The organism is Mycobacterium sp. (assembly GCF_025965855.1).
Lineage (GTDB): Bacteria > Actinomycetota > Actinomycetes > Mycobacteriales > Mycobacteriaceae > Mycobacterium.
The window spans coordinates 1-24,636 of sequence record NZ_JAOPWB010000006.1; the positions used below are offsets into that span (position 1 = coordinate 1).

The 24,636-nt window shown below is 66.5% G+C and carries 22 protein-coding genes and 4 pseudogenes; 11 read left to right on the forward strand and 15 right to left on the reverse strand.

Going from position 1 to position 24,636, the window contains the following annotated elements; translation table 11 throughout:
• The 3 genes and pseudogenes from JWP83_RS00270 to JWP83_RS00280 all read right to left on the reverse strand — a co-directional run.
• A pseudogene (locus tag JWP83_RS00270) lies at positions 1 to 243 on the reverse strand (hypothetical protein); the annotation flags it as partial.
• 56 nt (positions 244 to 299) lie between these two features.
• Positions 300 to 1,937, reverse strand: coding sequence for an L-lactate permease (locus tag JWP83_RS00275; protein ID WP_297724415.1), 1,638 nt, complete (start codon positions 1,935 to 1,937; stop codon positions 300 to 302).
• A gap of 337 nt (positions 1,938 to 2,274) precedes the next feature.
• Positions 2,275 to 2,565, reverse strand: a complete 291-nt coding sequence (locus JWP83_RS00280) for a three-helix bundle dimerization domain-containing protein (RefSeq protein ID WP_297724418.1) — start codon at positions 2,563 to 2,565, stop codon at positions 2,275 to 2,277.
• Between the two features lie 57 nt (positions 2,566 to 2,622).
• Here JWP83_RS00280 and JWP83_RS00285 point away from each other — a divergent pair, with 57 nt between their 5' ends.
• The 5 genes from JWP83_RS00285 (at position 2,623) to JWP83_RS00305 (ending at position 8,200) form a co-directional block, all read left to right on the forward strand.
• Entirely contained in the window at positions 2,623 to 3,654 is a 1,032-nt protein-coding gene (locus JWP83_RS00285) for a (4Fe-4S)-binding protein (protein ID WP_297724421.1), read from the forward strand.
• Positions 3,655 to 4,355: 701 nt separating this feature from the next.
• Complete coding sequence (locus JWP83_RS00290) at positions 4,356 to 5,390, forward strand: sulfate ABC transporter substrate-binding protein (RefSeq protein ID WP_297724516.1); 1,035 nt, start codon at positions 4,356 to 4,358, stop codon at positions 5,388 to 5,390.
• Positions 5,387 to 6,274 carry a sulfate ABC transporter permease subunit CysT gene (cysT, locus tag JWP83_RS00295; RefSeq protein WP_297724424.1) on the forward strand — a complete coding sequence of 296 codons (888 nt, stop codon included), beginning with the start codon at positions 5,387 to 5,389 and terminating at the stop codon, positions 6,272 to 6,274. Before JWP83_RS00290 ends, cysT begins: the two co-directional genes overlap by 4 nt.
• A complete protein-coding gene (cysW, locus tag JWP83_RS00300) occupies positions 6,274 to 7,089 on the forward strand; it encodes a sulfate ABC transporter permease subunit CysW (protein WP_297724427.1) in 816 nt (271 codons plus the stop codon). Before cysT ends, cysW begins: the two co-directional genes overlap by 1 nt.
• Positions 7,090 to 7,102: 13 nt before the next feature.
• Positions 7,103 to 8,200, forward strand: a complete 1,098-nt coding sequence (locus JWP83_RS00305) for a TOBE-like domain-containing protein (RefSeq protein WP_297724431.1) — start codon at positions 7,103 to 7,105, stop codon at positions 8,198 to 8,200.
• 17 nt (positions 8,201 to 8,217) lie between these two features.
• Here JWP83_RS00305 and JWP83_RS00310 read toward each other — a convergent pair whose 3' ends face one another.
• The 5 genes from JWP83_RS00310 to JWP83_RS31085 form a co-directional block, all read right to left on the reverse strand.
• On the reverse strand, positions 8,218 to 10,155 hold the full coding sequence (locus tag JWP83_RS00310) for a gamma-glutamyltransferase family protein (RefSeq protein WP_297724434.1): 1,938 nt from the start codon (positions 10,153 to 10,155) through the stop codon (positions 8,218 to 8,220).
• A 32-nt stretch (positions 10,156 to 10,187) separates the two neighbouring features.
• Entirely contained in the window at positions 10,188 to 10,928 is a 741-nt protein-coding gene (locus JWP83_RS00315; protein ID WP_367185554.1) for a sirohydrochlorin chelatase, read from the reverse strand.
• Positions 10,925 to 11,668 carry a phosphoadenylyl-sulfate reductase gene (locus JWP83_RS00320; protein WP_297724439.1) on the reverse strand — a complete coding sequence of 248 codons (744 nt, stop codon included), beginning with the start codon at positions 11,666 to 11,668 and terminating at the stop codon, positions 10,925 to 10,927. The genes JWP83_RS00315 and JWP83_RS00320 overlap by 4 nt, the downstream gene beginning before the upstream one ends.
• Positions 11,665 to 13,332 (reverse strand): nitrite/sulfite reductase, encoded by a 1,668-nt coding sequence (locus JWP83_RS00325; protein WP_297724442.1) that lies wholly within the window; start codon positions 13,330 to 13,332, stop codon positions 11,665 to 11,667. The genes JWP83_RS00320 and JWP83_RS00325 overlap by 4 nt, the downstream gene beginning before the upstream one ends.
• Positions 13,333 to 13,441: 109 nt before the next feature.
• Positions 13,442 to 13,543, reverse strand: coding sequence for an Ms4527A family Cys-rich leader peptide (locus JWP83_RS31085; protein ID WP_367185556.1), 102 nt, complete (start codon positions 13,541 to 13,543; stop codon positions 13,442 to 13,444).
• A gap of 6 nt (positions 13,544 to 13,549) precedes the next feature.
• Between JWP83_RS31085 and JWP83_RS00330 the strand changes: the two genes are divergently transcribed.
• Positions 13,550 to 13,756 (forward strand): hypothetical protein, encoded by a 207-nt coding sequence (locus tag JWP83_RS00330; protein ID WP_297724445.1) that lies wholly within the window; start codon positions 13,550 to 13,552, stop codon positions 13,754 to 13,756.
• A 6-nt stretch (positions 13,757 to 13,762) separates the two neighbouring features.
• Positions 13,763 to 14,935 (forward strand): radical SAM family heme chaperone HemW, encoded by a 1,173-nt coding sequence (hemW, locus tag JWP83_RS00335; RefSeq protein WP_297724447.1) that lies wholly within the window; start codon positions 13,763 to 13,765, stop codon positions 14,933 to 14,935.
• A 3-nt stretch (positions 14,936 to 14,938) separates the two neighbouring features.
• Here the strand turns inward: hemW and JWP83_RS00340 are convergent.
• From JWP83_RS00340 to JWP83_RS00355, 4 genes and pseudogenes are all read right to left on the reverse strand, one after another.
• Positions 14,939 to 15,112, reverse strand: a pseudogene (locus tag JWP83_RS00340) (sodium-dependent bicarbonate transport family permease); the annotation flags it as partial.
• A gap of 128 nt (positions 15,113 to 15,240) precedes the next feature.
• Positions 15,241 to 17,085 carry a SulP family inorganic anion transporter gene (locus JWP83_RS00345; RefSeq protein ID WP_297724450.1) on the reverse strand — a complete coding sequence of 615 codons (1,845 nt, stop codon included), beginning with the start codon at positions 17,083 to 17,085 and terminating at the stop codon, positions 15,241 to 15,243.
• 318 nt (positions 17,086 to 17,403) lie between these two features.
• Positions 17,404 to 17,556: pseudogene (locus JWP83_RS00350) on the reverse strand (hypothetical protein); the annotation flags it as partial.
• A gap of 575 nt (positions 17,557 to 18,131) precedes the next feature.
• Positions 18,132 to 19,367 (reverse strand): sodium-dependent bicarbonate transport family permease, encoded by a 1,236-nt coding sequence (locus JWP83_RS00355; protein WP_297724453.1) that lies wholly within the window; start codon positions 19,365 to 19,367, stop codon positions 18,132 to 18,134.
• Positions 19,368 to 19,774: 407 nt separating this feature from the next.
• Here JWP83_RS00355 and JWP83_RS00360 point away from each other — a divergent pair.
• The 4 genes and pseudogenes from JWP83_RS00360 (at position 19,775) to JWP83_RS00375 (ending at position 22,758) form a co-directional block, all read left to right on the forward strand.
• A pseudogene (locus tag JWP83_RS00360) lies at positions 19,775 to 21,127 on the forward strand (salicylate synthase).
• A gap of 165 nt (positions 21,128 to 21,292) precedes the next feature.
• A complete protein-coding gene (locus JWP83_RS00365) occupies positions 21,293 to 21,505 on the forward strand; it encodes an MbtH family NRPS accessory protein (protein ID WP_297724520.1) in 213 nt (70 codons plus the stop codon).
• A 227-nt stretch (positions 21,506 to 21,732) separates the two neighbouring features.
• Complete coding sequence (locus JWP83_RS00370; RefSeq protein WP_297724456.1) at positions 21,733 to 22,230, forward strand: hypothetical protein; 498 nt, start codon at positions 21,733 to 21,735, stop codon at positions 22,228 to 22,230.
• 33 nt (positions 22,231 to 22,263) lie between these two features.
• Entirely contained in the window at positions 22,264 to 22,758 is a 495-nt protein-coding gene (locus JWP83_RS00375) for a hypothetical protein (RefSeq protein ID WP_297724459.1), read from the forward strand.
• On the opposite strand, the gene JWP83_RS00380 is transcribed toward JWP83_RS00375, so the two are convergent.
• The 3 genes from JWP83_RS00380 to JWP83_RS00390 all read right to left on the reverse strand — a co-directional run bounded on the left by JWP83_RS00380 (position 22,755) and on the right by JWP83_RS00390 (position 24,630).
• Positions 22,755 to 23,657: a sigma-70 family RNA polymerase sigma factor gene (locus JWP83_RS00380; protein ID WP_297724461.1), complete on the reverse strand. Its 903-nt coding sequence runs from the start codon at positions 23,655 to 23,657 to the stop codon at positions 22,755 to 22,757. The two genes, JWP83_RS00375 and JWP83_RS00380, sit on opposite strands and share 4 nt — an antisense overlap.
• Entirely contained in the window at positions 23,654 to 24,250 is a 597-nt protein-coding gene (locus JWP83_RS00385; RefSeq protein WP_297724464.1) for a carboxymuconolactone decarboxylase family protein, read from the reverse strand. Before JWP83_RS00385 ends, JWP83_RS00380 begins: the two co-directional genes overlap by 4 nt.
• Before the next feature lie 65 nt (positions 24,251 to 24,315).
• The gene (locus JWP83_RS00390) at positions 24,316 to 24,630 is read right to left on the reverse strand and encodes a type II toxin-antitoxin system VapB family antitoxin (protein ID WP_297724467.1); all 315 of its coding nucleotides are present in this window, start codon (positions 24,628 to 24,630) and stop codon (positions 24,316 to 24,318) included.
• Between the last annotated feature and the right edge of the window lie 6 nt (positions 24,631 to 24,636).

Here is a 24,636-nt window from a genome sequence, read left to right on the forward strand (position 1 = left end):
CTGCGGCGCGCCGGCCGGGACCGGGGCCGTCGGTGCCGGGCTCGCGGCCGGGGTCTCGCCGCAGCACGGCGGCTTTGCGCCCTGGGCGGAGATGGGCTTTGTGCCTTGGGCATAGATGATGGCGGCCGAGACCACCAGCGAGGCCGCCAACGCCAACCAGCGGCTCCTGCCGATGGCTAACAGGCCTTTGCGCACGAACAGCAGCTTAGCGCCGTGCGGGACGTATGTGGCAATCTTTTCGATATCTCTTGTTGGGTGCTACGGCCAAGTGAGGTCGCCGGGCCGCGTGGCACCAAGTATCAGGGCACCATCCACGACAGCACTGAGGCCTGTAGCCCCGAGAGGGCGCAAATGAACGCCAGGAACACGAGGCTCCAGACGAATACCCGGCGGAAGATGTCGCCTTCCTTGCCGTGCACACCGACGGCAGCCGCCCCGATGGCGAGGTTCTGCGGCGAGATCATCTTGCCGAGCACACCGCCGGAGCTATTGCCTGCGGCCATCAGCACCGGGGACAGTCCCGCCTTGGTCGCCGCGGTCACCTGCAGGGCGCCGAAGAGAGAGTTCGAAGAGGTGTCGGACCCCGTCACCGCCACACCGAGCCAGCCCAGGATGGGTGAGATCAGCGCGAACGCGCCTCCCACCCCGGCCATCCACGTGCCCAGGGTGATGGTCTGCCCGGACGCATTCATCACGAATGCCAGTGCCAGCACGGCCATTACGGTGACGATGGCCCACCGGAGCTGATACAGCGTCGCCCCGTAGGCCCGGAGCGCCCCGCCCACCGACAGGCGCAGCGCGACACACGTGAGGACTCCGGCCGCGAGCATCTGGGTGCCCGGCGTGGTCAGCAGATTCAATGTGAAGTTCGGCAGCGACGACGGGGCGCCCTTGGCGGTGTAGAGGTGCAGGCCCGGCCAGTGCACGATGAAGGTCGCCTTTTCGAGGAGCTTTTTCACCGCCGAGATCTGGCAAATCACGAAGATGGCAATGACGATCGCGTACGGCGCGTAGGCACGCAGCACCCGCACGCGTGGGTCGGGACTCGCGACGCTCGCGGCGAAGTCGGGGGCCGGCGCGTCGCCGGTACCGCCGGAAACGACCGGGGCACCAACGTGTTCGAGGCGCGAATGCCCGATGCGAACCACCGACACAACGGCGCCTGCCGACAACAGGGACGCGATCACGTCGGCCAGTGGCACCGACACGAAGTTCGAGGTCGCGTATTGGCCCAGGCCGAAAACCACGCCACCCGCCAGCGCGGGGATCCATGTTTCGCGGACGCCGCGCCGGCCGTCGGCGATGGCGACCAGCGCCAGGGGGACGAAGACCGCCAGGATCGGGGTTTGGCGCCCGACCATGGCCCCGAGCGTGTCGGTCGGCAACCCGGACGTCTTGGCGAGCGTGATGATGGGCGTGGCCATCGCGCCGTATGCGACCGGCGCGGTGTTGGCAACCAGCGCCAGTACCGCCGCCTTGATTGGTTTGAAGCCCAGCGCGAGCAGCATCACCGACGTGACTGCCACGGGTGTGCCGAACCCGGCGAGTGCTTCGAGCAACGCGCCGAACGAAAATGCGATGATAATCGCCTGGATCCGGTGATCATCACTGACCGTCGCAAAACTGCGTCGCAGCACGTCGAAATGGCCTGTCGCCAGCGTCATCTGGTAGATCCAGATCGCGTTGATAACGATCCAGAGGATCGGGAAGAAGCCGAAGGCGGCGCCTTCACCGCCCGCCAGCGCCGCTTGCCCGATCGGCATCCCGTATAGCGCGACCGCAATCGCGATCGCGACGGCCAGCGACGCAACCGACGCCATCCAGGCCCGCACACGCAGCACACCGAGCATCACGAATAGCGATGCCAACGGCAAGGCGGCCACGAGTGAACTCCACGCCAGGGAGTGCGCGACGGGATCGAGGATCTGGCGATACATGCGGGGCGCCTTCCTGGACGAGGGGGCTGGACACTTCTTGCATGCCAAGGAACGGAGATGAGTGCAGGGGATCCGTCGAAGCCGCGAAAGGACTCGGCGGCTGACGGTAACGCAGGATCAGACGGCGCATCCGACGCGGCGGCTCCGGGGCCTTCTTGGCGACCCGCGGAGTCAACAGAGAATGGCGTGTGGAGGGGTAGGTGACCGTGTACCGATCGTAACCGCCTACGCCGCGGACGCAGAGCGCGACGAGGCAATCGGTACGCGGGGCGTGGATTTCGTCGCGGGCCTGCACGATCAACCGCAGCGCGCCGAGCGCGTCACGCTCGACGTGTGATCAAACGGCGATAGCTCCGTCGACCGTCGGCCCGGAGAGCGGGCGGCGGCCTGTCAACAGGAGCATTGCCAGCTCCTGGCCCGCGAACCGCTCAACGAGAAGCGGAATGTACTCGCGCACCGGACGGCCGTCGAATGTGACATGAGCGCCCCGCACGACTGCGGTCACGGTTTCGGCTGGGATGGTCGGATACTTGCCGATCAGTCGATCGGCCACCTGGGCGATGATCGTCTGTTCACGCAACTCGATCACCGCGTAAGGCTCGCACGCGTTCACACCGAAGTCAAACATTGTTAACCACGGAATCCTCGACGTGCAGCCAGCTGAGTATTGTATACTATACTGAGCATGGCGGAGAAACTTCCCGGCCGGCTGGCCGACCATCCCACGGTCAAAAAGGTGAGCTCGCGCCAAAAGCGGCAGCCCGGTGTGCTGGACGCCGGCTGGCTGCGCGAGCTATGCCTGGCCGCCGGCGCCGACGACGTCGCGTTCGCCGGCGTCGACAACCCCGACCTGGTCTCCGAGGCCGAGCACGTCGAGGCCGCGCTGCCGGGAACCAGGAGCTACATCTCGCTGGTGGTCAAGATGAACCGCGACAACGTCCGCTCGAAGGCGCGCAGCGTCGCAAACCAGGAGTTCCACCGCAGCGGCGAAGTGCTCAACGAAGCGGCCCATCGCATCGTGCGCCGGCTGCAGGATGCCGGCTATCGGGCGCTGAACCCGTCGGCGACCTTCCCGATGGAGATGGACAACTTCCCGGGCCGCATCTGGGTGGTGGCGCACAAACCCGTCGCCGTGGCCGCGGGCCTTGGCGTAATGGGCATCCACCGCAACGTGATTCACCCCAAATTCGGCAACTTCATCCTGCTCGGCACGATCCTGGTGGACGCCCCGATCAGCGGCTACGGCGAGCCGCTGCATTACAGCCCGTGCCTCGAGTGCAAGTTGTGCGTGGCGGCGTGTCCGGTCGGCGCGATCGGCAAGGACGGCGACTTCGACTTCGTCTTCTGCTCGGTGCACAACTACCGCGAGTTCATGGGCGGGTTCACCGACTGGGTGCAGACGATCGCCGACAGCGCCGATGCGGCCGACTTCCGTTCGCGGGTCAGCGATTCGGAGAACGCCTCGATGTGGCAGAGCCTGTCGTTCAAGCCCAACTACAAGGCCGCCTATTGTCTGGCGGTGTGTCCGGCGGGGGAGGAGGTCATCGAGCCCTACCTCGAGAATCGCAAGGGATTCATGGACTTGGTGCTGAAGCCGCTACAGGACAAGAAGGAGACGTTGTACGTGCTGCCGAACTCGCGGGCAAAGGCGCACGCCGAACGCCGGTATCCGCACAAGCCGGTGAAGGTCGTCGACGGCGGAGTCCGCGGGCGCTAGGGATCAGCCCGACGCTGAACCTCCGCAAGTACTCGCGTACACCATGTTTCGCGGCCGCCGCCCGACAGCCCGCGCGTTTGCGTCACCGTGACTTTTATGCCGGCGCCCCACCGCGGGCCGAACGCGCGGTTCACCGGGCCGACCGGCCGCCGATGAGAAAGGCCGTCGCGCCGACCCGGGAGGCGTCGCCGTCCGTGCCAGCCCGATCTGGGCGCCACGGAGATGCCGGGTGGCCTGCGTGCCGGTCCGCGAACCGGTGCGACGGGCCTCGACCTGTGGTTTTGCGGACCGGCCATCGGTGCGAGAGCTGATGGTGGTGGCCCCGCGGTGGCGCACGCCACTGACTCATTGCTGGACACGTCGATCGGCACGGGCATCGGGATGGTGGGGTCGCCGGCCAGACCGGACGTTACGCCCGGGTAACCGCGCGCGGTCTCGCGCGGCGCCGGTGTACGTCACACTCGTGGCGCCGGCTAGGCCACGTTGCTGCCGGCGCGCCGATGCGGGCGCGCGCTGTTAGGCTTCGCGCCATGCACGCGGCAGCCCTTGTTTGCTCCCCAGTCGTGCTCTGTTGTCGCTGACTCGTAAGCCCGTGCGCGGACTGGGAGTTGGCGAAGACCGTTGATGTTCTAACGCCTTCCGCAGCCACGGGACCGATCTACCCAAGTCCCGCACTGGAAGGCCATCAATTGCGCAACGACATCCGGATCGCACCGCGCTGGCGGCACGGCCGCCGCATCGGGGCGCTCACCCTTCTGGCCGGGTTGGTCGCGGCATGCCAGGGCGGCGCCAGCGACGTGGTGGGCGGCGGCGGACTGATCAACGCGCACACGAAGATCACGCTGGTCGCCTACTCGGTCCCAGAACCAGGCTGGAGCAAGGTGATTCCGGCGTTCAACGCCTCCGAAGAGGGCAAGGGCGTGCAGGTCATCACGTCATACGGGGCCTCCGCCGACCAATCGCGAGGGGTCGTCGAGGGCAAGCCGGCCGACATCGTGAACTTCTCGGTCGATCCCGACGTCACCCGATTGGTCAAGGCGGGCAAGGTGTCCGCGGACTGGGCCACTGATGGCACGAGGGGCATTCCGTTCGGATCGGTGGTGACACTGGTTGTGCGTAAAGGCAATCCGAAGAACATCCAGGACTGGGACGACCTGCTGCGGCCGGGCGTCGAAGTCATCACTCCCAGTCCGCTGAGTTCCGGGTCGGCAAAGTGGAACTTGCTCGCCCCGTACGCCGCGAAAAGCGGTGGCGGCGCGGATGGCCGAGCGGGTATCGATTTCATCAGCAAGTTGGTGAGTGGACACGTCATACTGCGTCCCGGCTCGGGGCGGATAGCCACCGACGTCTTCGTCGAAGGTAGCGGGGACGTGTTGATCAGCTACGAGAACGAGGCCATCGCCATCGAGCGGCAAGGCAAGTCAGTGGAACACGTCAACCCAACGCAGACCTTCAAGATCGAGAACCCGGTGGCGGTGGTGAGCACCAGTCCGCACCTGGACGCCGCGACCGCGTTCAAGAACTTCCAGTACACCGCGGCGGCGCAGAAGTTATGGGCGCAGGCCGGTTTCCGGCCGATCGATCCCGCCGTCGCCGCCAAGTTTCGCGACCAGTACCCGGTGCCGGTCAAACTGTGGACGATCGCCGATTTCGGTGGCTGGGCCACGGTGGACACGCAGCTGTTCGACAGGAACACCGGCAGCATCACCAAGGTCTACCTGCAGGCCACCGGATGACCACACTGGTCACGCCCGACCCCGAGGCGGCCCGGCCAGAGGTCGCCGAAGGCGCTGTCTCGCAGGCGCTGCCGGCGTGGCGCGCGCCCAGCCGGCCGGTTGCCATCCCGCTTCGGGTCGGTGTCGCAACGCTGTGGCTGTCGGTGATCGTGCTGCTGCCGCTGGCCGCAATCGCCTGGCAGGCGACCGGTCACGGCTGGCTGGGCTTCTGGTTGGCGGTTACCTCGCATGCCGCGCTGGAGTCCTTCCGGGTGACGTTGACCATTTCGGTCGCGGTGACGGTCATCAATGTCGTGTTCGGTCTCATGACCGCCTGGGTGCTGGTGCGCGACGACTTCGTCGGGGAGGGTCTGATCGACGCGATCATCGATCTGCCGTTCGCGTTGCCCACCATCGTCACCAGCCTGGTAATGCTGGCCTTGTACGGCAAGAACAGCCCGGTGGGCCTTCACCTGCAGCACACCCCGCCGGGGGTGACGGTGGCGCTGGTGTTCGTCACGCTGCCGTTGGTGGTGCGCGCCGTCCAGCCGGTGCTGTTGGAGATCGATCGGGAAGTCGAGGAGGCGGCGGCGTCGCTGGGCGCGACGGGCCCAAAGGTCTTCACCTCGATCGTGTTGCCGTCGCTGGCGCCGGCGTTGCTGTCCGGTGCGGGCCTGGCGTTCTCGCGTTCCATCGGCGAGTTCGGTTCGGTGGTGACGATCGGCGGCGCGGTGCCGGGCCGAACGGAGGTGTCGTCGCAGTGGATCCGCACCCTGATCGAGAACGACGACCGCACCGGCGCCGCCGCGATATCCATTGTGCTGCTGACGATCTCATTCACCGTGCTGCTGATCTTGCGGATCGTCGGCGGCCGTACGGCCAAGCGCGAAGAAAAGGCGGCGTGATGTCGCCGTCCTTGGTCCGCTACCTGGTGCGATACGTCGTGCTCGCCTACGTCGTCGTGATGCTGATCGTTCCGGTGGCGCTGATCCTGTGGCGGACATTCCGGCCGGGGTTCGCCCAGTTCTACGAGTGGGTGAGCACGCCGGCGGCGATATCGGCCCTGGACTTGTCGCTGCGCGTGGTGGCGATCGTGTTGCCACTCAACGTGATCTTCGGCGTAATGATCTCGTTGCTGCTGGCGCGCGACGGTTTCCGCGGTAGGGGCGTGCTGCAGGCGGTCATCGATCTGCCGTTCGCGGTCTCGCCCATCATCGTGGGCGTGGCGTTGATCGTGCTGTGGGGATCGGCCGGCGCGCTGGGCTTCGTCGAAAACAACCTGGGGTTCAGGATCATCTTCGGCCTGCCCGGCATCGTGCTGGCCAGCATCTTCGTCACCCTGCCGTTCGTGGTGCGCGAGGTCCAGCCCGTGCTCCAAGAGGTGGGGACCGAACAGGAGCAGGCGGCGGCGACCCTGGGTTCGGGTTGGTGGCAGACGTTTTGGCGGATCACGCTGCCGTCCATCCGGTGGGGACTGACCTACGGCATCGTGCTGACCACCGCGCGCACGCTCGGCGAATTCGGCGGGGTGATCATGGTGTCATCCAACCTGCCGGGTGAATCGCAAACGCTCACGCTGCTGGTGAACGATCGCTACAACCGCGGTGCCGAGTACGGCGCCTACGCGCTCTCGACCCTGTTGATGGGTGTCGCGGTCGCGTTCCTGATCGTCAAGACCGTTCTGCTCATTCGCCGGTCGCGAGCGGCCAGGCAAGGCTGACAAGGAGACTGAGATGTCCAAGACCGAAATCGATGGGGCCGCAGCCGCTCCGGCGATCGTGGTGCGGGACGCCTATAGGCGCTTCGGCGATTTCGTGGCGTTGGATCATGTGGATTTCGTGGTGCCCAAGGGGTCGTTGACGGCGTTGTTGGGTCCCAGTGGTTCGGGCAAGTCGACGCTGTTGCGGGCCATCGCCGGGCTGGATCACCCCGACAGCGGCACCGTCACGATCAACGGCCGCGATGTGACCGGGGTGTCGCCGCAGCGGCGCGGCATCGGGTTTGTGTTTCAGCACTATGCGGCGTTTAAGCACCTGACCGTTCGCGACAACGTGGCCTATGGGCTCAAGATCCGCAAGCGGCCCAAGGCCGAGGTCAAGGCGAAGGTCGACAATCTGCTGGAGGTGGTGGGGCTGAGCGGGTTTCAGACCCGCTATCCCAATCAGCTCTCCGGTGGCCAGCGCCAGCGCATGGCGCTGGCCCGGGCGCTGGCGGTGGATCCGCAGGTGTTGTTGCTCGATGAGCCGTTCGGGGCGCTGGATGCCAAGGTGCGCGAGGATTTGCGGGCTTGGTTGCGCCGCCTGCACGACGAGGTGCACGTCACCACGGTGCTGGTCACCCACGATCAGCATGAGGCGCTGGATGTGGCGGATCGGATCGCGGTGCTCAACAAGGGCCGCATCGAGCAGGTCGGATCGCCCACCGAGGTCTATGACTCCCCGTCAAGCACGTTTGTCATGTCCTTTTTGGGCGCGGTGTCCGAGCTCAATGGCGCGTTGGTGCGCCCGCACGACATCCGGGTCGGGCGCAAGCCAGACATGGCCGTGGCCGGCGGGGACGGCACCGCGGAATCCATTGGAGTGGTGCGCGCCACCGTCGACCGGGTGGTCGCGCTGGGCTTCGAGGTCCGCGTGGAGATGACCAGTGCCGCCACCGGGGGAGCCTTCACCGCGCAGATCACCCGCGGCGACGCGGAGGCGCTGGCCCTGCGCGACGGGGACACCGTCTACGTGCGCGCGACCCGTGTCCCACCCATCCCCAGCGACGTCGTCATTCCCCATGGCGGGGTCGGGGACGCCGACGAAGATCAGAGCACGCTGACGTCGGCTTGAGCTACGGGGAGCCCGGGTTACCCGTTGTCACCCATGACCGCGCCCTCGCGGCGCGGGTCGGCGCCACCGGTCCACTGCGATGAGCTCCGGGTGATCGCCGAAAGGCCGCTGGACTGGTCGGTCAGGTTGACCTGATGGCCCAATGCGCGCAGGCCTTGCACCAGCGGGTCGTGGTCGCCGTTGTCGGATCTGTTGATCTCGGGATCCTCGCCGCCGACGTTGGTTTGCGGCGAGTTCTGCGCACCGAAATCGACCAGCGACACCGCCTGCTGCGGGTTCAGGCCCCAATCTAGCACCCCCACAAGGGTTTTCACGACGAACTGGATGATCGTGGAACCGCCGGGCGAGCCGGTCACCGCGTACAGCGCGCCCCGCCCCGCCGGCGAGGAATCGAACACCAACGTCGGTGCCATCGAGCTTCGTGGCCGTTTCCCGGGCTGGACGCGGTTGGCCGCCGGCAATCCGTCGCCGGCGCGGGGGTCGGCGGCGAAATCGGTGAGCTGGTTGTTGAGGACGAACCCGTCGACCATGTGGAACGAACCGAACGGCGACTCGACGGTCGTCGTGAATGCGGCCGCATTGCCGTAGGAGTCGACGATGCTGACGTGGCTGGTGCCGTGCTCCGTCCCGGGCGGTGCGACGGTGGTAGGCATGCCGAAGTCGCCCGGCTTGGCGGTTCCCATGCTGTGCTGCGGCGAGATCAGCGCGGCGCGCCCGGCCAGATAACCCGGGTCGATCAGCGTATTGAGGGAGCCGCCGGGCAGCCCGACGAAATCGGCGTCGGCGACATACTTGTCACGGTCGGCGTAGGCGAGCCGCTCGGCTTCGGAGACCAGGTGAACCCCGAGCACACTCGGGCGACCGCCGTTGAGGTCGACGTTGGTGGGCGGGTAGTCGCCCATCGGGAAATGCTCGAGGATTCCCAGCGTGGCCGCCACCGCGACGCCGCCCGACGACGGGGTGGGCATGCCGCAGATCTGCCGGCCGCGATACGTCGCGCACAGCGGGTCGCGTTTCTTGGCGACGTAGCCCGCCAGATCCTCGTCGGTCAGCAGGCTTGGCGTCCGGCCACCCGATGTGTCGTGCGCCCCCGCGACGACGTCGTGAGCGATGTCGCCGGTGTAGAAGGCGTTGACACCCGCGGAGGCGATGGTGGACAAGGTCTTTGAGTATGCGGGGTTCGTCAGCCGCGTTCCCGCGGCCTTGGGGCTGCCGTCCGGATTGAGGAAGTATCCCCGCGCCTGCGGGTCGACGCGCAGTTGTGCCGCCGAGTCGGAGATGGAGGCGGCCAGCCGGGGGCTGATGTCGAATCCGTTGTCGGCCAACGCCGTTGCGGGGACGAAGAGATCGCGCCACGGCAGGTGGCCGTGGTCGTTGTGCACGAGCTCGAGCATCCGCGGAATGCCGGGGACTCCGATCGATCGGCCCGAGGCTCGCGCGTCGGGGACGGGCGCGGCGCGATCGGCGTCGCTGATCCAGCGCAGGTAGTTCTCGCCGGCTCCAGCGGGGGCGGCTTCGCGGCCGTCGTAGGCCTGCACCGAACCGGTGCGGGCGTCGTAATAGACCGCGAATCCGCCGCCCCCGAGCCCCGACGACTGCGGTTCGACCAAACCCAGGACCGCCTGGGCCACCACCATCGCGTCGGCGGCCGTGCCACCGTCACGCAGCACCCGGCACGCCGCCTGGGTCGACAGAGGATTGGCGGTGGCGACCGCGTAGTGAGCCGTGTGCACCACGGTCATGTCCCTGCGGTATCCGGTCGCGATCTCGGGGCGCGCCGCGGTGTTCCGCGCCGAAGGTGTTGACTCCGAAGGGGTCTCGGAGGTCGGCGTGCCGTTGGGCACGATCTCGCACGGACCCGCCGCGGTGGGCATAGCCGCGTGGTTGCCGCCGCTACACCCGGCCAGCCCCACCACCAGCGCAGCCAGCAAAGCTCCAATTGAGCGGGTGTTCAAGCCACGAAGTGTACTGGATCAATTCGAGCGAATCAGGCCGCAATCCGGTCGGCTCGAGACCTCAGGGCCTGGTCAAAGCGATCCAGCACCGTCTCGGCCACCAACCGGTGCGCGCCCAACGGTGCCGCCAGTGCCATGCCGGCGTCGTCCGCGAAACTCCGCACCCGGTCCGGCAGCCGCCCCGGCGCCAGGAACCACGGCGCGAGGACCACACGCCGGGCGCCCCGCCGGCGTAGCAGGTCGGCGGCCTCAGCCAGTGCGGGTTGCGGACGGGTCACGAACGCCGTCGTCGCGCCCGCCCAGCGGGTGCCCGCCAGCAGCTTCGGCGCCACCCGTGCGGTGCGCGCGTTGGCCGCGGGGTCGGATGAGCCGATCGCCGCCACGAGCACACCGAGCCGGTCGTCGAGCCCGGAAACGCCCAACTCCAGCACCCGGTGTCGCAGCACCGAGACGAGCCGAGGATCCTCGCCGAGCACCCGCGACTGCAGCACCACGAGTCCCCGCCCGGCGGCACCCGACCCGGCGATCTGGCCGGGGATGTCGATGCGGGCGTGGTAGGCGTCGGCCAGCAGCAACGGGCTCACCACCGCCTCACCGGCGCTGCCCGGCAGGCCGGTGAGCACGTCGATCAGGCTGGGCGTGTTCAGCTCGCAGAAGGCCAGCCGCACGTCCAGCCCGGGCCGCGCGCGCGCCACCCGCTCCGCGACGGCCCGCGCGTTGGCGGCCGACCGTGGATCTTCGCTTCCGTGTGCGGTCAGCACGAGGGTGGTCACGACGCGTGCAGCCCGCATTCCGTCTTGGCATGCCCCTGCCAGCGCCCGCTGCGGGGATCGGCCCCCTTGGCCGGCCTGGCCGTGCAGGGAGCGCATCCGATCGACGGATAGCCTTCGTAGACAAGGGGATTGACCAACACGTCGTGCTCGTCGATGTAGTTCTGCATGTCGTCGTCGGTCCACGTGGCCAGCGGGTTGATCTTCACCAGCTTGTAGCCCTCGTCGAAGCTGACCACCGGGGCGTTGGCGCGGGTCGGTGAGTCGCTGCGGCGTAGCCCGGTCACCCACGCGGAATAGCCGCGCAGGGCCTTGCCCAGCGGGGCGACTTTCCGCAGCCGGCAGCACTCGCCCGGGTCGCGCGCGAACAGGTCCTTTCCCATCAGCCTGTCCTGCTCGGCCACGGTGTGCTCGGGCGTGACGTTGACCACCCGAATGTCGTAGACGGACTCGATCGCGTCCCGGGTACCGATGGTCTCCACGAAGTGGTAGCCGGTGTCCAGGAACATCACTGGCACGCCCGGCCGCACCTGGGCGGCCAGATCGATCAACACGGCCTCCTGCATGCTGGACGCCACGACGTAGTTGCACGTCGCCGAGCCACGCGGGCCGTTGACACCGCCGAAGTTCTCATCGGCCCAACGCAGCAGCTCGGTGGCGCTGGCGCCCTCGAGTTCCGCGGCGCCACGGGCAGCCAACTCACGCAGTTGGGCTTCCGTTGGCGTGGTCACTTCTACTGTCATCGCAAGTCGCCTTCCTCGGCGCGAACGACCCACTGCGCGAATCGTTCACCGTCGCTCCGGTGCTTGATGAAGTTGCGTACTACTCGCTCGATGTAGTCGCCCAGCTCGTCGCTGGTGACCTTGTGCTGACGCAGTTTTCGGCCGAAACCGCTGTCCAGGCCGAGGCTGCCGCCCAGATGCACCTGGAACCCCTCGACCGAGCCACCGTGGCCGTCGTCGACCATCTGACCCTTGAACCCGATGTCGGCGACTTGAATTCGCGCACACGAGTTGGGGCAGCCGTTGATGTTGACGGTGATGGGCACGTCCAGCACGGAGTTGATGTCCTCCAGCCGATGCTCCAGCTCGGGCACCAAATCCTGTGCCCGGCCACGGGTTTCGGCGAACGACAGTTTACAGAATTCGATCCCGGTGCACGCCATTAGGTTTCGGCGCCAATGCGACGGGCGTGACCGAAGACCCAGCGCCTCCACGCCGGCGATCAGGTCCTCGAGCTTGTCGTCGGGCACGTCGAGGATGACGAGCTTCTGGTAAGGCGTGAACCGGATGCGGTCCGAACCGGCCCGCTCGGCCAGTTCGGCGACCGCCGAAAGGATGGTGCCGGACACGCGCCCGGCGATCGGGGCGACCCCGAGCGCGTTGAGCCCGTTTTTGAGCCGCTGCACCCCGACGTGATCGATCGGATGCGGGACCGGCTCGAGGGCCGGGCCGTCGATCAGCGGACGATGCAGGTACTCGGTTTCGAGGACTTCCCTGAACTTCTCGATGCCCCAGTCCTTGATGAGGAACTTCAGCCGTGCCTTGGCCCGCAGCCGCCGGTAGCCATAGTCGCGGAACACCGACGTCACCGCCGCCCACACCTCGGGCACCTCGGCCAGCGGGACCCACGCGCCGACGCGCTGGCCCAGCATCGGGTTGGTCGACAGGCCGCCGCCGACCCACAGGTCCAGGCCGGGTCCGTGCTCAGGGTGATTGACGCCGATGAACGCGATGTCGTTGACCTCGTGCACGACGTCCTGCAAGCCGGAAATGGCGGTCTTGTACTTGCGCGGCAGGTCGGCGAAGTCCGGCTTGCCGATGTAGCGGCGGACGATCTCGTCGATCGCAGGCGTGCCGTCGATCACCTCGTCGAGCGACTCGCCGGCCAGCGGTGAGCCCAGAATCACGCGGGGGCAGTCACCACACGCCTCGGCGGTCTGCAGGCCTACCTCGTCGAGCCGCCGCCAGATCTCCGGGACGTTCTCCACCTCGATCCAGTGGTACTGCACGTTCTCCCGGACGGAGATGTCGGCGGTGTCGCGTGCGAACTCGGACGAAATCTCACCCAGGGTGCGCAGCGCGCTGGCCGAGAGGCCGCCGCCGTCGCAGCGCACCCGCATCATGAAGTACTTGGCCTCCAGCAGCTCGGCGTTCTCGTCGCCGGTGAACGACCCGTCGTAGCCCTGCTCGCGCTGGGTGTAGAGGCCCCACCAGCGGAAGCGACCCCGCAGATCGGTTTTCTCGATGCTGTCGAATCCGGCCCTGGCGTAGACGTTTTCGATGCGCTCCCGCACGTCGAGTGGCGCGCCGGCCTGCTTCATCTCTTCGTTGGGGTTGAGCGGCTCGCGATCTCCCAGCGCCCACTGGCCCTCGCTTCGGGCCTTTGCCGGACGGGCTGTGGTCATCGGATCTCCTTCGCGAACGTTGCAGGCTGGGACGCGCAGCTCACCGGTTTTATTTCGGCTGCGCAGATCCGGCAGCCAGCTGAGTTACAGGTGGGACGGGTCTACGACGTCAAGGCAGACAGCAACAGCTGCAAACACGCTTGAGATCAATGTGCCGCCGCGCCACGAGGGCAATACGCACGCTGCGGTTGGCGACGGTCACGGCAGCCATTGTGCCATGGACCGCGACGAGCGTGGCGATCAGGTCATATTTTTCCTCACGGTGACCCAAAGTACGGAGCGGCCCTGGACGGTCGGGCAAACGCAGCCACGAATCGACTGGGAATCGGTGCCCTCGAAAAAGGGCCGCCCAGGCCGCCTGACCAGTACCGATGCGCTCATTCAACGGTCCGTGCCACGGCTCGACCTGGTCGCCATGGGATGATTTGGCATGCCACTTCGCGAGGCCCCGGTTGACCTGCCCGCCCTGCAACCGACTCCGGGGCAGCCGTTCGGGCTGTACGTGCATGTGCCGTTCTGCATCACCCGTTGCGGATATTGCGACTTCAACACCTACACCCCGGCCGAGTTGGGTGGTGTCAACCCGGACGCCTGGGTGCAGGCACTGGGAACGGAGCTGCAGCTGGCGGCCGCGCGGTTGGACGGACCGACGGTGAGCACGGTGTTCGTCGGCGGCGGCACGCCTTCGCTGCTGGGCGGCGCGCGCGTGGCCAAGCTGCTGGACATGGTGCGTGAGCACTTCGCTCTTGCCCCCGATGCCGAGATCACCACCGAGGCCAACCCGGAGTCGGCCTGGCCGGACTTTTTCGCGGCGATCCGCGCGGCCGGCTACACGCGGGTGTCGCTTGGCATGCAGTCGGTGTCACCGCGGGTCCTGGGGGTCCTCGACCGGATCCACACACCGAACCGGTCGGCGGCCGCTGCCCGCGAGGCATTAGCTGAGGGCTTCGAACACGTCAGCCTCGACCTGATCTATGGAACGCCGGGGGAGTCCGACGACGACCTGCTGCGCTCGGTCGACACCGCCATCGACACTGGCGTCGACCACGTATCCGCGTATGCCCTGGTGGTGGAGGAGGGCACCGCGCTGGCGCGGCGGGTCCGGCGGGGGGAGCTGGCCGCTCCCGACGACGACGTGCTCGCGCACCGCTACGAGTTGGTCGATGACCGGCTGTCCGCGGCCGGATTGAGCTGGTACGAGGTGTCCAACTGGAGCCGACCGGGCGGCGACTGCCGGCATAACCTCGGCTACTGGGCTGGCGGCCAGTGGTGGGGCGCGGGGCCGGGGGCCCACGGATACGTCGGTGCGACGCGGTGGTGGAACGTCAAGCACCCCAACGCCTACGCCGAGAAGCTGGCCGCTGGCACGCTGCCGGTGGCGGGTTTCGAGCAGCTCGACGACGACGCGTTGCACACCGAGGAGGTGCTACTGAAAACCCGGCTGCGCCAAGGGCTTCCGCTGGACCGGTTGGGCACCGCCGAACGCGAACGCGCCGAGACGTCGGTCGCGGACGGGCTGCTTGTATCCGACGGCGACCGACTGGCGCTGACCCCGCGCGGCCGACTGCTGGCCGACGCGGTGGTGCGCACGCTGCTGGGGTAGTCGTCAGACGCCCGGGAACCAATGCGCGACTACGCGATTGAACTCGATATAGAGCGGGATCCCGATGGTGACGTTGTAGGAAAACGTCAAACCCAGTGATGCCGCCAGCGGCAGCGTCGGGCTGGCCTCGGGGATCGCCAGCCTCTGCACCGCCGGGACCGTGATGTAGGACGCCGCGCTCGACGAGCGTGAGATCATGTAGCTTACGGGACGCCGTTATACCCATCTCTAGCAAGAACAAGTAGGCATGACCGCGAGCATATGAGCCGGGACCTCGGGGCCGCCAACAGAAGCTCAGTCGGCCGTCAATCCGTGGTCTGAGCGAGCCTCAATTCCTGTTCGGCTCGATCCGTGAAGGCCATCTTCTCGACATCGGTGAAGGCCAGCTTCTCGACATCGGTGAAGCCCACCCTCTCGACGGTGGTCAAGGCCACCTTCTCGACGGTGGCTATGGCGATCCGCGTGCTCGTCTCATGTTTGGACAGGGACCGCATGTGGTCCCATCCCTCGATCACTAGCTTCGGACTCTGGTCTTGGCCGCTGAACTCCTCCAGGAAATAACGGAGGGACTCACCTGTCGTGTGATCGACGAGAGGCACACGGGAGCTCACGTGGAGATACACCGCCCGGGTACCGTGCGGAAGCTGCCCTAGCTCCCGAATCACGTGGAAGAGGTTGAAACACACAAGTGGACCATCCAAGTACAGGTGGTACGTGCCTTCATCGACTTCCCGATCAGACACCGGATTGCGGAACAGACTGAGGAAACGCACGGCAAAATTCGGCTTGGCGTATTCCGACCCGTTGCTCAGGGTGTGCCAGAGGCCTACGTACCACAGGTTCAAGAGCAACTCGAGGGCGACGCCGGCGACGATGCCGATGAGCAGGTCCGTTGTCACGGTCACGAGCAATGTGGTGACGAAGACGACGAACTGCTCCGTCCCGATCCGCGCGATCTTGAGCCAGAGCGCAGGCTTACATAGCTTGTAGCCGATGAAGACCAGGATCGCGCCCAGGACCGCCATGGGGACCATGTCGATCACAAACCGGCCGAGCAGCACGAATGTCAGCAGGAAGCATGCGTTGTAGAAGTTGGCCCACTGGGTCCGGCCGCCGGCCAGGACATTCGCCGTGCTCTTGACCATGCCGGGGATGATGGTCAAGCCACCGAGCAGGCTCGAGGCACCGTTGGACACGCCCATGGCCAGCAAGGTCCGGTCCGGGTCGGACCGGCGGCGATAGGGGTCGATGTTGTCCACGGCCGCGATCGTCGCCAGGGACTCGGTCGCGTCGATCAACAGCAGGGTGACGACCAAGTAGGCCAGGGGCAGGAACAGTGCGGCATTGGTGAATGCCTCACCGAACTGGGGGAAGACGATCCCGTGCTCGAGCGAATCGGGCACGTTGATCAGGTGGGATTTGTCCACTTTCAGGATGAGTGTGCTGACCACCGTGCCGCCGAGGAACACCCAGACCGGAGGCGGCATGATCTTCAGCAGCCGCCCGGGCAGGGCGGACAGCACGAACAGCGCTGCGAGGCAACCGATTCCCAGGGCGCAGACCGAATGACTCATCGACCGGACATGGCTGGGCACTTCGCCGAGGACCGCCCAGAATTCGTGGGCCTCGAACTTCACGCCCATGAAGAGAGGGATTTGCTTGACGATGATCATCAGGCCGATCGCCGCCAGCATGCCCTGGATGGCCGCGGCCGGGAAGATGGCGCTCAGGCGGGCCACCTTCAACTTGGCAAGGATCACTTGCAAGACGCCCGCGATGGCGATGGCGACCAGGACGAGCGGGTATCCCACCGCAAGCAACTCGGATGTAGAGCCGCCATGGCCCAGTCGGGCGTGTCCCAGTGCGATCATGCCGGCGAAAAGGGCCGGCGCCAGTCCCGCGGCCGGGCCGCTGATGGTCACATACGAGCCGCCCACGAACGGCAGGATGAAACCGGCGATGATCGCCGACATGATCCCGCAGATCGGCGGGGCGCCCGAGGTGATCGCGATTCCCATCGAGAACGGCAGCGAGATCATGGCCACCGTGAAACCCGACCGAAGGTCGTAGCGCCAATGTTTCAGGCCGGCCAGGCCATTGCGGGGCTTTTCGGTCGCACCGGTTGCCGGAACGGTTGTAGCCTCTAGCACGGTGCGCGCCCTCTCGACAACCGGTCGAACAGGTTGTGGGTCAGATTCATATGGAACTCATGCAGTTTCCTCCTCGCCCCACCCATGGCGGCCTTAGTTAACCGGTCTTTACGAACAATTGACATCATCTTTACGAACAGTCGACGCGCACTGTGCCAGCGTGGAAACATCGTGGAAACAACCAGTCAGCCCCGGGTGTCGGGGAGGATAATGCGTCCGGCTGGCTAGCGACGCGCCGAGTGGCCGAATGGGTGCTCCCGGTCATCGGCCTTACGCGGATTACCGACCGTGATGCGCGTGTTGCTCGGGTAGCGACGGTTAGGTGATCGGGAACGAGCGCCCCCCACCATGGGGGCGACCTCGATCTAGAGGCGGGATTTCGATCGTGGCTTTATTGGAAAACGTCAAACGCAGTGATGCGGCCAAAGGCAGGGTTGGGCCGGCCTCGGGGATCGTCAGCCGCTGCACGGCAGCGGCGGTGACGGATCATGTTGTGGCACAAGGAGATCTTCGTGCCCGATCTGCGGCTCGCGGGCGCCACCTTGCCGTGGGTTCGAAAGCGTAGACCGAGATTCTTCGACATCGCGCAGCTAGGCATCGCCACATGGGGGATCGCCGGTGCGCTTAGCGGCGTAACGGCCGGCGGTGAGAATCACTCGCGGGATCGAATACAGCTCTGCTGTAGTGATTTTCGGAGACATCGCGTTTAGGAGCGGCCTGCAGCGGACAAATTCAATGCGTATTGCGCTCGGCTGCAAGCAGATTCACACCGAGTCGGAACGAGCAGCAGGTCGTCGGCGTGGAATGCGGCCGGTCACCTGGGCTCGTTTCACTCCCCCTCCTATGGCCGCTGACACGTGGATGCCGGCACGTTGCCCGCACCATCCGGTCTGCCCATCGTGGTTGGGTGTGTTTCAAGTTGGTCCGCACGGGACCCGGTGCGGCTTGGTGCTGACAGACATCTCAACCCGCAGCGCGAAAGGCTGCTCGCTGACGCGGTGGCGCGGACCCTGCTCTGCGCTAAGCCGTTCTCAACCCTCAGGAGATTAGAACCAGTGCGAGACTAAGCGGTTGAGCTCGATGTAGAGCGGGATTCCGATGGTGACGTTGTAGGAAAAGGTCAAACCCAGTGATGCGGCTAGCGGCAGGGTTGGGCTGGCCTCCGGGATCGCCAGCCGCTGCACGGCCGGAACGGCGATGTAAGAGGCGGCACCGCAAAGCACCGCGAACAACACGTAGGTTCCTGGCTTGAAATCGGCGTGGGTGAGGGATGCGTAGATGTGAGCGACAATGATCCCCAGCGGCGCAAAGATATTCGGTGCCAGCAGGGCGAAAACGATGAAACCGGGGCCCGCCGATCGAAGGTCTCTCAACTTGCGGGAGGCCGTCATGCCCATCTCGAGCAGGAACAGACACAGCACGCCTTGGAAAGCCAATACGAAGAATTTGTCGTCGTCGGCAACGACCTTCTGTCCCTGCAACCCACTGATCAGGCCGATCATGATCCCACCGAAGAGGAGGACGAGTCCGGGGTTGAGAAACACCTCCTGCAGGAGCTCGCGGGAGAAAAGGGGCATCCTCTTGGCCTTACCGATCGCTGGACTCTGGTCGGGCTCCCAGTCCGGATGCTCCAGCCTTTCCATCGCGAGCTCTACCTCCTGCTCGACTCCCCGCTCGTGCTCAGCCTGGAGGCTCTGGCCATGCGGGGGCTTTGCCGCGGTGCCGGGCCCGACGCCGACCTTCACCGGTGGGGTATATCCGGGCTCGTCGGGCATGTTCCCCGCCGCGTCCATGTTCCGGTGACGCAGTACCGCCACGAAGTACAGCGCGACCAGGCAGCCGGGAACCTCCATGACGGCCAGCATCACCGGCATGTAGGGGTTGAACGCGATGCCGACGGCGGCCAAGACGGCCACACAGGTGGCAAACGTTCCCGCCGAGTCCGATCCGTAGTAGCCGGCGACCGTTGCTCGGTCGACTTTTCGCAGGGAGGTCAGCCAACCCATCAACCCATAAGCTATGGCTCCGATCACAAAGTTCAGCACGAAGCCCACCAGCATGAATCCCACGATGCTCCAGATGCTTGAGGCGCTGATCTTGGCGAGCTCTTCGCCACCGTGCCAGCCGATGGCCAGCAGCAGGTACATCGTCAATCCCTGATAGATCACATATGGGAACTCAAAGCGCACCTTCAGGATGGGGATCAGGAACCCGAAGTAAAAGAACAACAGCAGCGGCTTGAATAGGTTGTGGGTGAAGTTGTGCCAGAACTCCTGCAGCATTTGGTGCCTCTCTTCAGTGATCCGGTGATCAGGGAAAGCACCGTCCGAAGGGGGTCACCACGAACATCCCGATGATCGTGCAAAAATTTAGCCCCGCCATTGCGCGTCCGCCACTCGGAAACAGCCCGAGAAACCCACGTTTAACGTCGGCGCGAGCGAATACCGGATTTTGCTAAAGCCGGAGGTCACAGCCGTGCTGGTAGGAACATATAGAGCCCGATTAGCGTGAGTCCACTGTGACTTTTCTGGGGATTCGCTGTGGGGATGGGCGTGGCGATGCTGACGCGCCGGCGAGGGCCCGACGCTGACTCCGCGCCGGTGAGCCCGCCGGCGGGCGAGGCCGGTTTTCGGCTGGTCCAGGGAAGGGGTTGCGCGGCCTTACATAGGTTAGGCTACGTTTACTAACCGTGACCGAGGTCAGCGTCGAGACGAGTCCCGCCGGCTCTGCGTCACCACCGATTCCGTTGCCCCCCGACCTTCATCCGGCCGATCTGGCGGCCGAGCTGGCCGCCGTGCTGCCCGAGCGCTTGGGCGAGGAGTACCTGCTCTACGAGCGCGACGGGCAATGGGTGCTGGCCAGCGGAGTGCGGGCGATCGTCGAGCTGGACAGCGATGAGCTGAGGGTGATCCGCGACGGCAGCACGCAGCGGCAACAATGGTCCGGCCCGGCCCGGGCCGGTGCTGGGTGAAGCCGTCGACCGGCTGCTACTCGAAACCGACCAGCTTTTCGGCTGGGTCGCCTTTGAATTCGGCGTCTACCGTTACGGGCTGCAGCAGCGACTGGCACCGCAAACGCCGTTGGCGCGGCTGTTTTGGCCCCGCACCCGCATCGTGGTGACCGCGGATGCGGTTCGCCTTTACGGCGCCGAGGTCGCCCACGGCGAGGCGGTACACCAGTTGGTGAGCGACGGCGTGCGCAGCGTGCCGGACGTCCGAACGGTCGACGTGAGCGCCACCCGTCCGGCTACCGCGCTCGGGTGGCGGTGGCCGTCCGCGAGATCGCCCAGGGCGAGTATCACAAGGTGATCCTGTCGCGCTGCGTCGAAGTGCCTTTCCCGCTTGACTTCCCGTCCACCTACCGGCTGGGCCGTCGGCACAACACCCCGGTGAGGTCGTTCTTGTTGCGGCTCGGCGGCATGCGCGCCGTGGGCTACAGCCCCGAGCTTGTGGCGGCCGTTGACCACGACGGCACCGTGGTGACCGAGCCGCTGGCCGGGACACGCGCGCTCGGCCGCGGCGCGGTGCATGATCGTCAGGCCCGCGACGATCTGGAATCGAACTCCAAAGAGATTGTCGAGCACGCCATTTCGGTACGCAGCTCGCTGCAGGAGATGTCCGAGATCGCCGAACCGGGAACCGCGGTGGTCACCGACTTCATGACTGTGCGGGAGCGGGGGAGCGTGCAGCACCTTGGCTCCACGATCAGCGCCCGGCTGGACCCGTCGATAGACCGGATGGACGCGCTGGAAGCGCTTTTTCCGGCAGTCACGGCGTCGGGCATCCCGAAGGCGGCCGGCGTAGAGGCCGTCCTGCGCCTCGATGAGGGCCCCCGCGGCCTCTATTCCGGTGCGGTCGTCATGCTTTCGGCGGCGGGCGGGCTCGACGCGGCGCTGACGCTGCGAGCGGCCTACGAATGCGACGGAAAGACCTGGTTGCGCGCCGGCGCCGGAATCATCGAAGAGTCCGAGCCCGTGCGCGAATTCGAGGATACCTGCGAAAAGCTGTCCACGCTCGCGCCGTACCTGGTTGCGCGGCAATAGCGCCGCCAGGGACTTTAGTCCCTAGTCGGCCGATTCCCCAGCGTGTCATCTTGGTGTAACCACACGACACAGATACTGATCGACACATATAACTGGGAGAGCTCCGTGTCCGATGGCTTGACCAATCTGCAGCTACTTCGCGAGCTCGAGCCCGTGGTCGAGCGATTGCTCAACCGCCACCTCTCGCTGTTCAAGGTATGGAACCCGCATATCAACGGCGAACAGCAGCACAGCCTGTGGCCGGCTTTCGCCGAAATCCCGGCCGGCTGGCGCGCGGTCTACGGCGCAGCGAGCCGGCCGGAGTGCCTCGACTACATCGAACAGAACTGGGCGGACATGCGGCCCAAGAGCCTGCGCGAGGCCATGGCCGGCGACTGACCTCCCGCCGCGCGTTTCTGGGCCGCTACCGGCTACGGCACAGATTGCTGATGGCTCGCACCCATAGCGTGCTCCGAACGTGATTCGCCTGAGACACAGAACACCAGTCACAGCGGGCACACTTACACCATTTACACCATGGGCGTCGCGACGGACCGTCCCGAGAGCATGCGGATCAAAAGGGGGAGGACCTGATCTTGCGCGTCAAATCCCTGAAGTCGCTAGCCATGGGTGTGCCAGCTCTGGGTGCCCTTGGCGCCGCGGCCGTCGGCGCGACGTCCATCTCCTCCCTTGCGGCCGGCAACCCGGTCCAGGTGCGGCTGGCCGCGATCGGCGCGCCGCAGCCGCACAACCCGCCGCCGGCCCCGGCGCCCGGCGCGAACGTCCAGACGGCGGGCCAGTTGACCGGGCTGCTGAACAGCCTCGCCGACCCCAGTGTCCCGTTCGCCAACAAGGGCAACCTCGTTGAAGGTGGCATCAGCGGGACCGAGGCGCACATGGCCGACCACGAGCTGAAGAAGGCCGCCAAGAACGGGGATCTGCCCCTGGGCTTCAACATCACCACTATCCAATCGGGTGCGCCGGGTTCGGTCACGGCCGATGTCGCGGTCTCGGGTCCGAAGATCCCGAGCCCGGTCACACAGAACGTCACGTTCGTGAACCAGGGCAGCTGGATGCTGTCACGTTCCTCGGCGATGGAGCTGTTGCAGGCCGCGGGACACTGACTCACACGTCCACGAAACACTGGAGGGGGAACCATGAAATTTGTAGTCACAAGCGTGGTGGCGTTGGCCGTCGTTGGGGGCGCCGCCGCGGGGATCGCTGCTGGCGCACCGCCGAGTCAGGTGCAACTGACCGCGGTCGGCGCGCCGTTACCGCAGGAGCCGCCGCCCGCGCCGGGGCTGCCGACCCCGGAGCAGTTGTCCGGCCTTTGCGACCAGGCCACCAATCCCGGCGTGTCGTATACGACCAAGAACAACCTGGTCGAAAACGGCATCAATCCCGACGAGGGCCACGTCGCCGACCACGACCTGAGAAAGGCCTACCGGAACGGGAACTTCCCGGAGACGTTCACCGTGACGAACATTGCGCCGGCCGGCCCGAACGCGGCCCAGGCCGACGTCGCCATCGGGGGTCCGAGGTTCGCCGGCCCGGTGACCAAGCACCTCGCGTTCGTCAACCAAGGCGGCAACTGGATCCTGCAGCACGACGCCGCCATCGCGCTGATACAGGCAGCGTCAGCGACGGGTTAGCCGGTCACCGCGCTCAGGTCGGTCCGCGCGATGCGCTCCGGGTCGGCCAGCACGTCGATCGCGGCGATCCGCCCGCGGCGGACGACGAATCCCATGATCGCGCTGGGTCGGCCGGCGACGACGATGACCGCGCCGGCGGCGCCGTTGACCGTGGCGGGGCGTACCTCGCGCTCGGGTCCCGCGTAGCTGCGGGCCAGCCTGGCGACGGATTCCGCACCCTCGGCGCGGAATCCGGTTGCGCCACGGCCGAAATCGCCGCGCAAGACAACGCCGGGATCCAGCACCGACACCAGCCGGTCGAAGTCGCCGGCGCGGCCCGCGGCGAAGAAGGCGTCGACGGCCTCGCGTTGCGCGGCGAAACCACCGTCGGGGGCTGGATCGGCCTGCTCGATGCGCCGGCGCGCCCGGCTGGCCAGCTTGCGCGTCGCCTCCGGCGTCCGGTCGACGATGGGGGCGATCTCGTCGAACGGGACCGCGAACACGTCGTGCAGCACGAACGCCAGCCGCTCGGCCGGCGGCAACGTATCCAGGACCACGAACAGCGCCAACCCCACCGCGTCGGCCAACATCACCCGGTGTTCGGGATCGAATTCGCCCTCGGCATCCACGATCGGATCCGGCAGGTGCCCGACCGGCTCCTCCCGGCCGCGCCCGTGGCGGTCGCGCAACGCGTTCAGGCAGATGCGGGCCACCACGGTGGTCAGCCAGGCGTCGAGGTTGGCGATATCTTCAGCACCGGTGCCGTTGCCGTTGCCGTTGCTGGCGCTGAGCCGCAGCCACGCCTCCTGCACGGCGTCCTGGGCGTCGTCGACCGAGCCCAGCATGCGGTAGGCGATGGCGCCCAGCCTTGGCCGCGCCGCCTCGAAGCGCGCGGACAGCGAAGCGTCCCCCGCCGTCACGCGCGACCGGCCTCGGGCAGGGCGCAGACCCGGTTGCCGGAAAAGCCGGACGAACCGATGCCGAGCGCGATATTGAACCGGGCGCGCAGGTTGCCCAGCGTGATGACGTGGGTGAGCCCGACGAGTTGCGGCGTATCGAAGTGGGCGCGCAGCGCTCCGAAGAGCCGATCGCTCACCTCGACCGGGGTGCGGCTGATCGCGGTGGCGTACTCCAGGATCAGCTTGTCGAGCTCGGAGAAGCATGCGGCGTTGCGGTAATCGGCCATCCCCAGCAGCTCCTCGTCGGTGATTCCCCACTGGCGGGCGATCTGTGAACCGAGGTCGATGCAGTACTCGCAGCGCACGGTGGTCGCCGACTTCAGTTCGGCCAGCGCGCGGTGGCGGGGGCTGAGGATGTCCAGTTTCGACTCGGCCTGCTCCAGCTTGCCGTAGGCGTTGAGCAATCGCGGGATGTGCGCGTACATGCGCAGCGGTTCCAGCATCCCCGCGGTTTTCAGGCCGGTCATCTGCGCCAGCTTGCGTCTGGTGAAGAAGAAGGCGATCTTCGCGCCCGGGCCGGCGTCGCGGTCGGAGACTCCTTGAAGCCGAGACATGGCGGTCCTCCTTGAGTGTCGTCCTCACTAGGTCGACACCTGGCGGGGCCCGAACGTGACCGGAGCTACGTCTGCTGGCTCAGCGGCATGTCCATGTCGAAGATCCGGGCGTGCAGCACGGTGCGATTCCGCAGCGCGGCGCGCACCGCGCGGTGCAGGCCGTCCTCGAGGTAGGTGATGCCCTTCCATCGCACCGCGTGCGGGAAGAGGTCGCCGTAGAAGGTGGAGTCCTCCGACAGCAGGCGGTCCAGCGCCAGCACGGTCGTCGTCGTGACCAGTTCGTCGAGCCGGATCTGCTGCGGCGGTATCTGGGACCAGTCCTTGTAGGACAGCCCGTGGTCCGGGTACGGCTTGCCGTCGCGCACGCCCTTGAAAATCATCGGCGG

What these genes read in the sequence shown, in the direction of transcription:
- JWP83_RS00370 (WP_297724456.1), top strand. Translation starts at nt 21,733, where the DNA reads ATGGGTGTGCCAGCTCTGGGTGCCCTTGGCGCCGCGGCCGTCGGCGCG.
- JWP83_RS00275 (WP_297724415.1), bottom strand. Translation starts at nt 1,937, where the DNA reads ATGTATCGCCAGATCCTCGATCCCGTCGCGCACTCCCTGGCGTGGAGT.
- JWP83_RS00375 (WP_297724459.1), top strand. Translation starts at nt 22,264, where the DNA reads ATGAAATTTGTAGTCACAAGCGTGGTGGCGTTGGCCGTCGTTGGGGGC.
- JWP83_RS31085 (WP_367185556.1), bottom strand. Translation starts at nt 13,543, where the DNA reads ATGGCTGCCGTGACCGTCGCCAACCGCAGCGTGCGTATTGCCCTCGTG.
- JWP83_RS00330 (WP_297724445.1), top strand. Translation starts at nt 13,550, where the DNA reads ATGGACCGCGACGAGCGTGGCGATCAGGTCATATTTTTCCTCACGGTG.
- JWP83_RS00325 (WP_297724442.1), bottom strand. Translation starts at nt 13,332, where the DNA reads ATGACCACAGCCCGTCCGGCAAAGGCCCGAAGCGAGGGCCAGTGGGCG.
- JWP83_RS00285 (WP_297724421.1), top strand. Translation starts at nt 2,623, where the DNA reads ATGGCGGAGAAACTTCCCGGCCGGCTGGCCGACCATCCCACGGTCAAA.
- JWP83_RS00320 (WP_297724439.1), bottom strand. Translation starts at nt 11,668, where the DNA reads ATGACAGTAGAAGTGACCACGCCAACGGAAGCCCAACTGCGTGAGTTG.
- JWP83_RS00280 (WP_297724418.1), bottom strand. Translation starts at nt 2,565, where the DNA reads ATGTTTGACTTCGGTGTGAACGCGTGCGAGCCTTACGCGGTGATCGAG.
- cysW (WP_297724427.1), top strand. Translation starts at nt 6,274, where the DNA reads ATGTCGCCGTCCTTGGTCCGCTACCTGGTGCGATACGTCGTGCTCGCC.
- JWP83_RS00355 (WP_297724453.1), bottom strand. Translation starts at nt 19,367, where the DNA reads ATGCTGCAGGAGTTCTGGCACAACTTCACCCACAACCTATTCAAGCCG.
- JWP83_RS00305 (WP_297724431.1), top strand. Translation starts at nt 7,103, where the DNA reads ATGTCCAAGACCGAAATCGATGGGGCCGCAGCCGCTCCGGCGATCGTG.
- cysT (WP_297724424.1), top strand. Translation starts at nt 5,387, where the DNA reads ATGACCACACTGGTCACGCCCGACCCCGAGGCGGCCCGGCCAGAGGTC.
- hemW (WP_297724447.1), top strand. Translation starts at nt 13,763, where the DNA reads ATGCCACTTCGCGAGGCCCCGGTTGACCTGCCCGCCCTGCAACCGACT.
- JWP83_RS00390 (WP_297724467.1), bottom strand. Translation starts at nt 24,630, where the DNA reads ATGATTTTCAAGGGCGTGCGCGACGGCAAGCCGTACCCGGACCACGGG.
- JWP83_RS00385 (WP_297724464.1), bottom strand. Translation starts at nt 24,250, where the DNA reads ATGTCTCGGCTTCAAGGAGTCTCCGACCGCGACGCCGGCCCGGGCGCG.